The organism is Aestuariibaculum marinum, assembly GCF_014596975.1.
In the GTDB taxonomy this organism is placed as follows: Bacteria; Bacteroidota; Bacteroidia; order Flavobacteriales; family Flavobacteriaceae; genus Aestuariibaculum; species Aestuariibaculum marinum.
In genome coordinates this window covers 630,636-645,267 of sequence record NZ_JACVXD010000002.1, presented here as the reverse complement: position 1 = coordinate 645,267, position 14,632 = coordinate 630,636, and the positions used below count along the sequence as shown (strand labels likewise).

Here is a 14,632-nt window from a genome sequence, read left to right as displayed (position 1 = left end):
AATTCATTTTAATTACAAATGAAATCATAAAAACGTATACCTTCAACTAAAACTAAACCAATGAGACCTTTAACATATTTATTAACCCTTTCTTTAATTATTTCTGTTTCATGTAAATCGAATAATTCAAAAGCGGAAATTCAAATTCCAGTGAGAGAAACAGGCAAAGCAAGTTCTGTTGCAAAAATCTGGATCGATTCTATTACCGGTCATAAAGTTGAAAAATTAGTCAACAGACCCGGAGACAACCGAAGTTTTTACTTTCATAATAACCCGTTTTTAAAATCAGAAGACGGGACTGAAGATTTAATGGTTTTTTCAGGTTCTTCTGAAACTGGAAATCAATTTTTCACTGTAAACCTAACCACAAAGGAAGTCCAACAAATTACCCACAAAAAAGGAAATAAACGCGGTGAAATTTTGGGGCGCAAAACCCGCAAAGTCTTTTACATGATTAAAGACAGTGTGTTTTCAACCCATATCGACACACACGAAACCGAATTCATCTATAAATTTAATGATGATGTTATTGGTTCTGTAACCACTTTAAATGCAGATGAAACCTTACTAGGCGGTGCTTTAATTACCAAAGAAGAAAACGAAATCTTTAAAAAGAACCCTAAAAAATCTAGTTATTTTGATAAGATTTACGAAGCCAAATTAGAACGAAGCCTCATTACCATTAATGTAAACACTAAAGAATTTAAGAATATATACTCTGAAAATGCCTGGTTAAATCATATTCAGTTTTCACCAACTAACCCTGATTTACTTATGTATTGTCACGAAGGCCCTTGGCATAAAGTTAATCGCATTTGGAACATCAATATTAAAACCAAAGACACGACTTTAATTCACAAAAGAACAGTTGAAAGAGAAATAGCAGGACATGAATTTTTTAGTCCTGATGGAGAAACCATTTGGTTCGACTTACAAATTCCAAGAAGCGTTACCTTTTACCTTGCTGGAAAACATTTAGCAACAGGAAAAGAAACTCGCTACGGATTAAAACGCGACGAATGGTCTATTCACTATAATATTTCACCCGACCAAAAAACATTTGCTGGCGATGGTGGCGACCCCGGACAAGTAGCGCGTGCTAAAGACGGCATGTGGTTATACCATTTTACACCAAAAGGAGATAGTTTAGTTTCAGAAAAACTAGTGAACATGAAAAACCATAACTACGATTTAGAGCCAAATGTTCATTTTTCTCCCAACGGAAAACAAATTATCTTTAGAGCTAACTTTGAAGGAAGTACGCAAATTTATGCGGTCGATATCGAAAAACATCAACATTAAACTAAACTCAATTTTCAAACTATTATATGAAGATTAAAAACACATATAACCTACTACTTTTAACCTGTTTAACACTTGTTAACTGCAAAGAACTTGAAACCAATTCAAAATCGGCATGGCCGGAACAAACCAACACGACAAAGCCTTGGACACGCTGGTGGTGGATGGGAAGCGCAGTCGATAAGCCAAACATTAAATCTCATTTAATAGCTTTTGAAAAAGCAGGATTAGGTGGTGTAGAAATCACGCCTATTTATGGTGTTAAAGGCGAAGAAGAAAATTTCATAGACTTCCTTTCACCTAAATACATGGATATTCTGGATTATACCATTCATATCGCCGATAGTTTGAATATGGGTGTCGATATGGTTTTAGGAACAGGCTGGCCTTATGGCGGACCACAAGTCACTCCCGAACATGCTGCGACCCAACTTTTAGTTGAAAAATACGAAGTAAAAAAAGGCGCAACTATCAATACAACCATTGAACCTAAAGACAAAAAACAACATGGTTTAGCAAGCTTATTACATGTTATTGCTTTTGATACTGATGGAAACGCAACCGAGATAACAGACAAACTAGAAAATGAAAAGCTAAACTGGCAAGCAACCAACTCCGATTACACCATTTATGCAGTATTTAGCGGAAAAACACGCCAGCAAGTAAAACGTGCGGCGCCGGGTGGTAAAGGTTACACCTTAGACCACTACTCTACCGATGCTCTAAACGAATACGTCGTACCTTTCAATGAAGCTTTAACTGGATTCGACGGAAAAATTCGTGCTATTTTTAATGATAGTTACGAGGTTTACGGCACCACATTTACACCTCTATTCTTTGATGAATTTAAAACTCGTCGTGGTTACGACTTATTACCACATTTACAACAATTACTAGACACTACCGATAACGATATTAGCAACCGTATTAAAAGCGATTACAGAGAAACCTTATCAGATTTATTATTAAATAAATTCGATATTCCGTGGACAGAATGGGCAAATTCAAAACAATATAAAACCAAATTACAAGCGCATGGTTCACCTGGAAATCTTATCGATTTATATGCTTCAGCCGATATTCCGGAATGTGAAACGTTTGGCTCTATGCCTTACGACATTCCGGGCTTTAGACGAGAACTGGAAGATATTCGTGAGGGTGATGCCGACCCAGTAATGTTAAAATTCTCGTCATCGGCAGCGCATATTGCTGGAAAACCATTAACCTCATCAGAGACCTTCACATGGCTTCGCGACCATTTTAAAACAGCCTTATCACAATGTAAACCTGAGGTTGAAGATTTAATGCTTAACGGTATCAACCACGTATTTTTGCATGGTTCCACGTACTCACCGGAACGCGCAGCCTGGCCGGGATGGAAATTCTATGCTTCGGTTAACTTTAACCCAAATAATACCATTTGGGAAGATGTACCATCCTTATTTTCATATATTGCCAATTGTCAATCCATGCTACAATCGGGGCAACCAGATAATGAAACGTTACTCTACTGGCCCATTTACGATACTTGGGGGAAAAACTTAAACAACACTTTATTCTTTCAGTTTAAAATCCACTCGTTAGATGAATGGCTTCACGACACACCATTTTACGAAACCTGTAAAAGTTTAATGGCTAAAGGCTACAATACCGATTTTATTTCCGATCAATTTATTGCCAAAGCTTCGGTTAAAGATGGCTTGATTGTTTTACCTGGCGGAACTTACAAATCTTTAGTGATTCCGGATTCAGAATATATGCCTCTTGAAACCTTGAAAAAATTACTGGAATTAAAACAAGCCGGTGCACATATAATTTTTGAAGGCCTGCCGGAATCGATCCCTGGATATCACGATTATGAAGCTCAAAACAAAGAATTATCGAATTTGATATCTTCTAATGAATCTTTATTTAAACCAACAACAGATTTATACATTGATTTAAAAACTGCCAATGTAAACCCTGAAACTCTGGTGGAAAGTGGGTTGAAATTCATTCGTCGTGATATTGATGGGGAAAAAATTTATTATTTGGTAAATCATACATCTAAAACTATAGACGATTTCCTTCCTATTGCTATTGGCAATAAAGAAGTCATTATTTTAGATCCGTTGACGCGCAACGTTGGTAATGCTATCGTTAAAAAAGAAGACGATAGAACTTTGGTAAAACTTCAAATTGAACCAGGAAAATCTTATATTCTTAAAACTGAAAACAGCAAATCTCAAACTGACTGGACATATTATGAAGATTTTATTTCACTTCATTTAAAATATAAAGAAGGGGATAATATTATTAAAGCACCAATAAAACCAATTCCTTTAACCGGTACTTGGGCAATTGATTTTGAAAAAGGCGGCCCGCAACTTCCGGCGTCTGCAACATTAGACAGTTTAAAATCATGGACAACTTTAAGTCCAAAAGCTGAAGCTTTTTCTGGAACAGCTTCTTATACGATAGAATTTAATGCACCTGAAATTAATGCCGATAACTGGAAGCTCAACTTAGGTGATGTTAGAGAAAGTGCCAAAATTTGGTTAAACGGCACCTATATTGGAGACGTATGGTCGGCACCTTTCAATATTCAATTAGGCAAATTGAAAAAAGGAACAAACGAATTAAAAATACAGGTAACTAATTTACCAGCAAACAGAATACGTGCAAAAGAATTACGAGGCGAAGAATGGAAAATCTTTTACGAGATTAACATGGTAAATAAAGATTATCAAAAATTTGACGCCACACTTTGGAACCCGATGCCGTCTGGACTTTTAGGTCCTGTAACTTTAACTCCTCTAAAAAAGACATTACAATAACAATTATCTTATGAAAAAGCATTTTTTATCATTCAGCTTAGGACTTTTAATTTCAGGATTAAGTTTTGCTCAGCAACCTTTCAACAAAAAAGAAGTCTTAGAAGACATGCAACTTGCCAACAAATATTTCATGGAAAAATGGCAAGATGTAGGTAAAACGATTATCACAAATAAAGAACGCCCAAGTAACATTTGGACGCGTGGTGTGTACTACGAAGGATTAATGGCCTTATACGAAATATATCCTGACGAAACCTATTACAAATATGCTTACGATTGGGCAGAATTCCATAACTGGGGTTTTAGAAATGGTAATGCCAACCGAAATGCTGATGATTATTGCGCGGCACAAACCTATATTGATTTATACATTTTAGAACCAGATTCTAAAAAATTAAGAAACACGAAGGCTTGTATAAACATGCTTATGAATACCCCTCAATTGGACGACTGGTCTTGGATTGATGCCATTCAAATGGGGATGCCTGTATTTGCTAAGTTAGGTGTTTTAGAAAACGATACACGCTACTTCGAAAAAATGTACGAGATGTACATGTATACCAGAAATAAACATGGTGACAACGGACTTTACAATCCTAAAGATGGCCTTTGGTGGCGTGATGCAGATTTCGATCCGCCGTATACAGAACCTAACGGGGAAGATTGCTACTGGAGTCGTGGTAATGGATGGGTTATTGGTGCTTTAGCAAAAGTATTATCTATTATTCCCGAAGATGCGCCACACCGCGATCAATACATAAAAGATTTAAAAGCGATGGCCGAAGCCCTAGTTCCTATTCAACGTAATGATGGATTCTGGAATGTAAGTTTGCACGATCCTTCACATTTTGGAGGTAAAGAAACTTCGGGAACTGCCTTATTTATTTACGGCATGGCCTACGGCGTTAACAATGGTATTTTAAGTAAAGACAAATACCTTCCTGTTATTGAAAAAGGATGGAATGGTATTATTCACGAAGCTTTAAACGACAACGGATTCCTTGGTTATTTGCAATCTACTGGAAAAGAACCTAAAGATGGTATGCCTTTATCGTACACCAAAGTACCAGATTTTGAAGATTATGGTTTAGGATGTTTTCTTTTAGCTGGCGCTGAAATTTATAGAATGAAATAATTAAAACGCTTTCTTTATAATGTTGAATTTTGAATCCATTCGCATAAAAAGACTTTTAAGTTCATCAATCTTATTGATGAACTTAATTGTATATGCTCAATTTAAAAACATAAAAAACGATACCTTTTGGAACACCGTTGAAGGTAAACCGATTTACAGCCAGGGTGGAGGTATATTTATCTTTCCTAATCCGAAAACTGGAGAAGACACTTATTACTGGTACGGTGTACATTACAAAGAAGCTGAATTATACCGCAAAGACCCATCGCAAACACAAGCTAGAAATAATTTTGTTGCAGTTACCTGCTACAGTTCTACAGATTTAGTAAACTGGAGGTTTGAAAATAATGTACTGGAAAAAAATGAAGTAGAACAAGACGGTCGCACTGGTTGGTTAGGACGTATGGGAGTTGTTTATATTCCAGAAAAAAAGCAATATGCTTTGTTTATTCAACATAATAACAGCGTGCTAATCGCTTTATCTAATTCTGCTACCGGAAACTTTAAAAAGCATAACCGACTGGATATGACCGAAATGATAGGCACTCCAAATACAGGCGACCAAACCGTTTTCACTGATTACGATACCGGAAAATCATATCTGGTATATTCTTACGGACGGGGACGCAATAAAATATACATTTCAGAAATTGGTATAAAAAACGGAAAAGTCGATTTACTCGATTGCACTCAAATTTACAAAGGCAAAGGACGTGAGGGTAACTGCATGTTTAAATACAATAACAAGTATTATGTATTTGCATCAAATCTTTATGGCTGGGATTCATCATATGCCTATTATCTGGTTGCCGAAAACATTAAAGGTCCCTACACCCCAACTAACGAAATGTTGATCACACCAGGCTGTATGGATGATTTTGCCCATATTACGCAAACCGGATTTTTTGTAAACGTAGAAGGAAGCAAACAGGAAACTGTAGTTTATTGCGGCGATCGTTGGGCAAATTTTGCCGGCAACGGCTTAGGTTACAACCAATGGGTCCCTCTATCTTTTGATAAAGACACACCTGTTTTTAACTCTCTAAATTCATGGAATTTAAATGAAACTACAGGAGAATGGCGAGTTGCCGGCGATAATAATTATGTTAAAAATCCAAGCTTTGAAGCCGACCGTCGAGCTATTCCTTCACCTGTAAAACCTATTCAGGAACATATTACAGGATGGATAACAAAAGTATATCAAGGAAACGCTGTTCTTGTAGGCGATTCAGAATCACCTCAACTTAACTATTTCAACTCTCAAGAAGATCGAAAACATGTTATTGGTGAAAAAAGTCTGAATATTGAAGATAAAGTTGATTTTAAACGTAAAGTATTTCAATTTATAGAATCTACTCCCTCGGTTGAATTAGCTGATGGAGTATATACTTTAACTGCGAAAATAAAAACCAATGGCAATTTCAAAATATTAAACATGTATGCTGAAAGTGGTGGTATTGAAAAGCATGTTTCTGTTACTAAAAAGATTGAAAACTGGTCCATTATCACACTTGAAAACATTACAGTAAAAAACGGGAAAGTTGAAATCGGTTTTTACGTAGATGGAGATTCGGGTTCAAATTGTCAAATTGATGATGTTTCTTTTATAAATCAAAAAAATTAAATGAAGTTATTTGTAAAAAGTATTTTACTCATCTTAAATCTTATCTTGCTCTTGGCTTGTAGAGCATCAACGCAATCCAAAACCAAGCAAAGTGATACTTTTGAAATTTTTACATCAACACATCATACCTCCATTTTATATAACAGAGAAGCTTCTCCTTTAGATTCTATTACCTCACATTTATTAGCTGAAGATATCTTTAAAGTCACTAACTATAAACCTGAAGTCATAACAAATATAGACGATGCTAAAGGTCATGTTATTATTATTGGAGCGTTAGAATCTGAATTGATGAATCAGTTTTTAAGTCCATATGACTATCCTTTGGAGTTTAAAAACCAATGGGAAAGTTATCTGTACAAAACCGTTTCAAATCCTAATAAAAATATAAACAAAGCTTTCGTTATAGCCGGCACCCAGCCGCGCGGAACGGCTTACGGCGTATTCAATCTTTCAAAACAAATAGGCGTAAATCCGTGGTATTGGTGGGCCGATGTTCCTGCAAAAAAACAAAGCGAGCTCATTATTAAGGAATCTAACTATTTTAGCAAAGAACCATCGGTAAAATTCAGAGGTATCTTTTTAAATGACGAAGATTGGGGCTTACAACCCTGGGCGGCCAAAACTTTTGAACCTGAAACAGGAGATATTGGACCAAAAACTTATACTAAAATTTTCGAATTATTACTTAGGCTAAATGCCAATGCTATTTGGCCTGCCATGCACCCTAGTACTAAAGCCTTTTTTCACTATCCTGGTAATGCAAAAATGGCTGAATTGTACAACATAGTCATTGGCACATCACACGCAGAGCCCATGTTAAGAAACAATGTAGACGAATGGGATAAAGCAGAATTAGGAGGCTTTGATTACAAAAACAATAAAAACACAGTTTATAACTATTGGGAAGACCGCGTAAAAGCTGCAAAAAATATCGATGCTATTTATACTATTGGTATGCGAGGTGTACACGACAGCGGTATGGAAGGTGTGAAAAGTAAAGACGAAGCTGTAGATTTATTAGACGGCATTATAAAAGATCAACGTGGCTTACTTGAAAAATATATTAACTCTGATGCCTCTCAGGTACCACAGGCTTTTACTGTTTACAAAGAAGTTCTGGACTTATATAAAAACGGACTTGAAGTCCCTGATGACATTACTTTAGTCTGGACCGACGACAACTACGGCTACATTAGATCGTTGAGCGACACCAAAGAACAACAACGCACTGGCGGTGGTGGCGTATATTATCATGCATCCTATTGGGGAAGACCTCATGACTATTTATGGTTAAGCACCACGAGTCCCTATCTTATTTGGGAAGAAATGATGAAAGCCTACGTACTGAACAATAAAAACATCTGGATTTTAAACGTAGGCGATATTAAACCAGCCGAATACAATACCCAGCTATTTTTAGACATGGCTTATGATACCTCTCAGTTTGAACATATTGAAGCCATACCCCAACATCAAGAAGACTTTTTTACAGACATTTTTGGAGAAGATAAAGGAAAAACGATTGCCGATTTAAAAACCAAATATTACCATTTAGCTTTCGAACGCAAACCGGAATTTATGGGCTGGAGTCAGACCGAACCAACCACACAGATTCATAAATCAGATTACACCGCATTCTCATTTGGTGATGAAACTTCTATTCGGATTGCTACTTATGAAGCTATAGAGATCAAAGTAAAATCTATAGAACAGCAATTACCTGAAGAATTAAAAAGTTCATTTGTTCAGCTGGTGAGTTATCCTGTTGAAGCTGCTTCTAATATGAACAAAAAATTTTTATATAGAGATAAAAGTATGGCGTATACCTACCAAGGGAGAACAAGTGCTTATGCTTACCGAGATTCATCAAATCAAGCATACAAAAAGATTGCTAGCTTAACTGAAAAATACAATGCGCTTTCCAATGGAAAATGGAACGGCATGATGGATATGAAACCTAGAAACCTCCCTGTATACCAAATGCCTGAAATTGTACTTTATAAAAACTCTTCCGAAGACATTCTGGGTGTTTCGGTTGAAGACACTTTAAAAACTCCTAAAGGCATAAGTAAGCTACCAACCTTTTACCTAAATAATTCCTCTTTTCATTTTATTGATGTCTATTTAAAAACAAAAGAGTATACCAAGTGGACAATAACAAATATTCCTGAATGGCTTAATATTTCAAAATCATCAGGATTTCTGAATTTTGAAAATTCTTTAGAAGACAGAATCTTTATTTCCATAGATTGGGATTCATGGAAGCAAAGTGGTAAACCGCTTTCAGAAGTAATTACAATTGAGGCCGAAAATTTCAAAAAGGATATCCAAATTAATATTTCCGAAAGCTATTCTAATCTAACCAAAAACAGCATTATTGAAACTAACGGATTCGCTATTTGGTACGCCAGCAGTTTCAATAAAAATGAAGAAAAAAACAAGGCCTTCTGGAAACCATTAAAAGGTTTAGGCCATTCGCAACACGCATTGCAAGCTAGTCCTTTAACATCCAAATCTTTTTCAGATTATAATAACGCACCCATTCTGGAGTATCAAATCAACACGGAAACAATAACTAACGAAGCCATTTTAACATTAAGCGCACTTCCAACTCATCCTTTAACAACCAATGGCTCTGTTAAACTTGCCGTGCAATGGAATGATGAGCCTGTTAATATTATAGACTTCAAAACTGAAGGACGAAGCCATACATGGAAACAAAATGTGTTGAGTAACACATCTAAAAAACAAATACAAGTTTCTTTAAAAAATAAAGGGCAGCAAACTTTAAAAATTTACATGATTGATGCAGGCGTAACTCTGGATTATTTCATTTTAAACACATCTAAAAACAAAATCAACCCTTATCATTTAGGGACAGAAACTAAACTTTAAAACCAGATGAAACTAAAGCTTATATTAATCTTGTTAATAACCTGGGCTCCCTTATTTTCGCAGGATTTTTCAAGAACAAAATACAATTTCAATTCCGACTGGAAATTAAAACAAGGAGATTTTGAAAATGCTTTGAATAATTCATTTAATGACTCTCAATGGAAACAGGTTACTTTACCGTATGCCTACAACCAAAGAGAAGCCTTTTTAAAAGATATTACCGATTTAACCACAGGTATTGTGTGGTATCGAAAATCCTTTAAACTTCCAGAACATGTAATCGATAAAAAAGTGTTTATTGAGTTTGAAGGTATTCGTCAGGGTGGTACCATTTACGTTAACGGACAAAAGATTGGAATGCATGAAAACGGTGTCATGGCCTTTGGTTTCGATATTTCAGAGTATGTAAAACCATTTCCGTTTAATAATGTTATCGCGCTTCGTATTGACAACGACTGGCGTTACCGAGAAACCACTACCAACGCCACTTACCGTTGGAACAACATTAACTTTAATGCCAATTATGGTGGTATTCCTAAAAACGTGTATTTACATATTGCCGATAAAATATATCAAACATTACCCCTGTATTCTAACCTGAAAACCACAGGTGTTTATGTTTACGCTAAAGACATAGATATTGCAAATAAAAGCGCCAATATTAACGTTGAAGCTGAAATAAAAAATGAATTTTCTTTCGATAAAAACGTGGTTTTATTTGTTGAAGTATTTGATAACGATAATAATAAAGTAGCTGAATTTACTTCGGAAACTTACACTGTAAATTCTAAGGCTATTAAAACTCTAAAAGCGAATAAAACACTTAGTAATTTGAACTTCTGGAGCTGGGGTTATGGCTATCTGTACACCGTAAAAAGTTATTTAAAAATAGACGGCAAGCTTACAGATGAAGTTGAAACAAAAACCGGTTTCAGAAAAACAGCTTTCCAAAATGGTGAAGTGGTTTTAAACGATCGCGTTCTTCAAATAAAAGGGTACGCTCAGCGTACCAGCAACGAATGGCCAGCCATTGGTATGTCAGTCCCTGCCTGGTTGAGCGATTTTAGTAACCGTATGATTGTTGAAGGTAATGGAAATGCCGTGCGCTGGATGCACGTTACCCCTTGGAAACAAGATATTGAATCCTGCGACCGCATCGGGCTTATACAAGCTATGCCCGCTGGTGATGCCGAAAAAGACTCGCAAGGCGACCACTGGAAACAACGTGTTAATTTAATGCGTGATGCTATTATTTATAACCGAAACAACCCAAGTATCCTTTTTTACGAATGTGGTAACGAAGTGATTAGCGAACCACATATGCACGAAATGAAAAGCCTTAGAAATACTTTCGATCCTCATGGTGGTCGTGCCATAGGTTCACGCGAAATGCTTGACAGCCGAGAAGCCGAATATGGTGGAGAGATGCTTTACATCAATAAAAGTGCAAGCAAACCACTTTGGGCTACCGAATATTCGAGAGATGAAGGTTTAAGAAAATATTGGGATGAGTTTAGTCCGCCATACCACAAAGAAGGTGAAGGTCCGCTTTATCGTGGCAAACCTGCCAACGATTATAATCACAATCAGGATGCGCACACCATAGAAAACATAACACGCTGGTACGATTACTATGTAGAGCGTCCCGGAACTGGACATCGCGTAAGTTCTGGTGGTGTAAACATTGTTTTTTCCGATACTAATACACATCACCGTGGCGAATCAAATTACAGAACCAGCGGCGAGGTAGACCCGATGCGTATTCCTAAAGACGGCTTTTTTGCTCATCAAGTAATGTGGGATGGTTGGGTTGATATTGAAAACTATCGCACCCATATTTTAGGCCACTGGAATTATACCGATACAGTAACAAAAAATATTTATGTGGTATCTTCTGCCGACAAAGTTGAATTATTTATTAATGGGAAATCGAAAGGATTTGGTACTCAAAGCAAACAGTTTTTATTCACTTTTGAAGCTATTCAATTTGAAAAAGGTTCTATAAAAGCCATCGGATATGATGCTAATGGGAAGGTTTTAAGTGAAGATGAAAAAATAACGGCTGGCGAACCACATGCCATCAAGTTAACACCTATTACAAATCCTACAGGATTTAAAGCCAACGGTGCCGATGTGGCTCTTATTGATGTTGAGGTTATTGATAAAAACGGAATACGCTGTCCAATAAATAACAGTTTAATTAACTTTTCATTGAAAGGGGAAGCGATCTGGTTAGGTGGTATTGCTCAAGGGCCCAATAACTATATTCTTTCAAAATCACTTCCAGTTGAAAACGGTATCAATCGCATAATGATTCGTTCAGGATTCAACCCTGACAAGATTAAAATTGAAGCCACATCAAAAGGTTTAAAATCAGATAAAGTAACTTTAGAAACCATTCCTTTTGAAACCTCTAACGGACTTTCCACAGCACTTCCAAATGCCGCTTTAGAATCTTATTTAGACCGAGGCCCAACGCCTTCAACCCCTTCATACACCATTAAAAGGCAACCTGTATTTATTAAATATGCAGAAACCGAATCGAATGCAGAAAACGCATACAACAGTTATGATGACAACGAATTAACCGAGTGGCGAAACGATGGTAAAATGAGCACAGGAAAAATCACCTATACACTTGCAAAACCTTCGGTGGTTAATCAATGTGTAGCTAAATTTACTGGCTGGCGTTCTAAAAGCTATCCAATTCGTATTTTAGCTGACGACAAAGAAGTTTATAAAGGCGATACCAAGCAAAGTCTGGGATATATTACCATTCCTTTAAAACCCGTTTTAGCCGAAAAAATAACCATTGAGCTTATTGGTTTAAATACAGAAAATGATGCGTTTAATGAAATTGTTGAAGTAGATCCTAATAAGGAACTTGATTTATACAAAGATAAAGATGCCGCAAACCGAAAAGGAGATTTGCGAATTGTTGAAATAGAATTTTATGAAGAATACAATGAACAGAATTAATAAACTACTTGCCTTTTTGTTGATAATTATCACGACGAATAGTTTCGCTCAACATGAAGAAATTCCGCTTTGGGATAACATTCCCGGAGCCATCGAGAATAAAGATTATAAAGAAGAATTCAGATTAGGTAAAAACGGGACCCCCAATGGTATTCGCTATGTAAAAGTTCCTACCGTTAAGCCCTTTTTAGTTGAAAATGGCAATACTAAACATCCTGCCGTTATAGTTTGTCCTGGTGGAGGTTACGCCTTACTGTCGCATACCAAAGAAGGCAATAAAATAGCCGAGTGGTTAAACTCATTAGGCATTTCTGCGTTTGTTTTAAAATACCGACTGCCAAGCGATGCCATTATGAAAGATAAAACCATTGGCCCGCTGCAAGATGCTCAAGAAGCTATTAGAACATTGCGTCGAAATGCAGATAAATGGCAGCTTGATGTAAATAAAATAGGCATCATAGGCTTTTCCGCAGGTGGGCATTTAGCTTCTACGGCCTCAACTCATTTTGATGATAAAATTTATGAGTCAGATGATGTTAGCGCGCGACCTGACTTTTCAATGCTTATTTACCCGGTTATTTCTATGGAAGATGGCATTACACATAATGGCTCAAAAGTGAATTTACTGGGAAAAAATGCTTCCAAAGAATTAATTGATAAATACTCTAACGAAAAACAGGTTAACGAAAACACACCTCCTACCATTTTAATTCATGCCACCGATGATCATGCTGTTCCGGTTGAAAACAGTATCAACTACTACATGGCTTTAAAAGAACATAAAGTGCCTGCTGAAATGCATATTTACGAAGACGGTGGTCACGGTTTTGGCCTAGGCCTAAAAGGCACACATACCCAATGGCCTGAAGCTTGCAAAAACTGGCTAAGAGATAATAAAATTATCCCAGAAAAGCCAGTATATATGTTTTCGTATTTTAAGGGTAACGGAGAAGATGGGTTACATTTAGCATATAGCGAAGATGGTTATAAATGGCAATCACTTAAAAACGACCAATCCTTTTTAACCCCAGAAGTTGGTAAGGACAAGCTTATGCGCGATCCTTGCATTATAAAAGGTGGCGACGGACTTTACCATATGGTTTGGACGGTTAGCTGGACCGATAAAGGTATTGGTTACGCCGCTTCAAAGGATTTAATTAACTGGTCTGAACAAAAATTCATTCCTGTAATGACTCACGAAGAAAGCGCAAGAAATACCTGGGCTCCAGAGATAACGTATAACGATAAAACTAAAGAATACATCATCTATTGGGCAACAACTATTGTTGGAAAATTTCCTGAAACGCAAACTACAGAAGATAATGGTTATAATCACAGAATGTATTATACCAAAACCAAAGATTTCAAAGACTTTACACCTACAAAACTGTTTTACGAACCTGGGTTTAATGTTATCGATGCGACTATTCAGAAATATGACACTGATAAATACGTCATGTTTTTAAAGGACGAAACAAAAAAGCCTGTTCAAAAGAACTTAAAAGTTGCCTTTAGCGATAATTTAGATGGCCCATATTCTGAAGCCAGTGCTCCCATAACAGGAAAATATTGGGCTGAAGGACCTACTGTCATTAAAATTGACGAAAAATGGATCGTTTATTTCGATAAATACACCGACCATAAATACGGCGCTGTTCAATCAACAGATTTAAAACACTGGGAAGATATCTCTGATAAAATTGAATTTCCCTCAGGAACAAGACACGGAACTATATTTACCATCTCTCAAGAGGAATTTCAAAAACTAAAAAACCAATAGACACATACAAAAACTCTGAAAAACAATATATTATACAGGTAAGTACAGGATACCTTTCTCTTAATTAGGATTTACTTTAGAATAAAATTTAATAAATG

General features: G+C 36.4%; 7 protein-coding genes. All 7 read left to right on the top strand.

From position 1 onward, the window contains the following. Positions 1-60 precede the first annotated feature (60 nt). The 7 genes from ICJ85_RS06745 (at position 61) to ICJ85_RS06715 (ending at position 14,534) form a co-directional block, all read left to right on the top strand. Complete coding sequence (locus ICJ85_RS06745) at positions 61-1,302, top strand: oligogalacturonate lyase family protein (RefSeq protein ID WP_188223003.1); 1,242 nt, start codon at positions 61-63, stop codon at positions 1,300-1,302. 26 nt (positions 1,303-1,328) lie between these two features. Continuing rightward, the gene (locus tag ICJ85_RS06740; RefSeq protein ID WP_188223002.1) at positions 1,329-4,118 is read left to right on the top strand and encodes a glycosyl hydrolase; all 2,790 of its coding nucleotides are present in this window, start codon (positions 1,329-1,331) and stop codon (positions 4,116-4,118) included. Positions 4,119-4,128: 10 nt separating this feature from the next. Then, complete coding sequence (locus tag ICJ85_RS06735; protein WP_188223001.1) at positions 4,129-5,253, top strand: glycoside hydrolase family 88/105 protein; 1,125 nt, start codon at positions 4,129-4,131, stop codon at positions 5,251-5,253. A gap of 76 nt (positions 5,254-5,329) precedes the next feature. Further along, positions 5,330-6,877: a family 43 glycosylhydrolase gene (locus ICJ85_RS06730; protein WP_241739497.1), complete on the top strand. Its 1,548-nt coding sequence runs from the start codon at positions 5,330-5,332 to the stop codon at positions 6,875-6,877. Beyond that, entirely contained in the window at positions 6,878-9,775 is a 2,898-nt protein-coding gene (locus ICJ85_RS06725) for a glycosyl hydrolase 115 family protein (RefSeq protein ID WP_188222999.1), read from the top strand. 6 nt (positions 9,776-9,781) lie between these two features. Continuing rightward, positions 9,782-12,754: a glycoside hydrolase family 2 protein gene (locus tag ICJ85_RS06720; RefSeq protein ID WP_188222998.1), complete on the top strand. Its 2,973-nt coding sequence runs from the start codon at positions 9,782-9,784 to the stop codon at positions 12,752-12,754. After that, positions 12,729-14,534: a prolyl oligopeptidase family serine peptidase gene (locus ICJ85_RS06715; protein ID WP_188222997.1), complete on the top strand. Its 1,806-nt coding sequence runs from the start codon at positions 12,729-12,731 to the stop codon at positions 14,532-14,534. The genes ICJ85_RS06720 and ICJ85_RS06715 overlap by 26 nt, the downstream gene beginning before the upstream one ends. Positions 14,535-14,632: the final 98 nt, after the last annotated feature.

Bases quoted from the DNA above. Each gene is read 5' to 3' on its own strand.
- ICJ85_RS06740 (WP_188223002.1), top strand. From the start codon at position 1,329: ATGAAGATTAAAAACACATATAACCTACTACTTTTAACCTGTTTAACA.
- ICJ85_RS06720 (WP_188222998.1), top strand. From the start codon at position 9,782: ATGAAACTAAAGCTTATATTAATCTTGTTAATAACCTGGGCTCCCTTA.
- ICJ85_RS06725 (WP_188222999.1), top strand. From the start codon at position 6,878: ATGAAGTTATTTGTAAAAAGTATTTTACTCATCTTAAATCTTATCTTG.
- ICJ85_RS06745 (WP_188223003.1), top strand. From the start codon at position 61: ATGAGACCTTTAACATATTTATTAACCCTTTCTTTAATTATTTCTGTT.
- ICJ85_RS06715 (WP_188222997.1), top strand. From the start codon at position 12,729: ATGAAGAATACAATGAACAGAATTAATAAACTACTTGCCTTTTTGTTG.
- ICJ85_RS06730 (WP_241739497.1), top strand. From the start codon at position 5,330: ATGAACTTAATTGTATATGCTCAATTTAAAAACATAAAAAACGATACC.
- ICJ85_RS06735 (WP_188223001.1), top strand. From the start codon at position 4,129: ATGAAAAAGCATTTTTTATCATTCAGCTTAGGACTTTTAATTTCAGGA.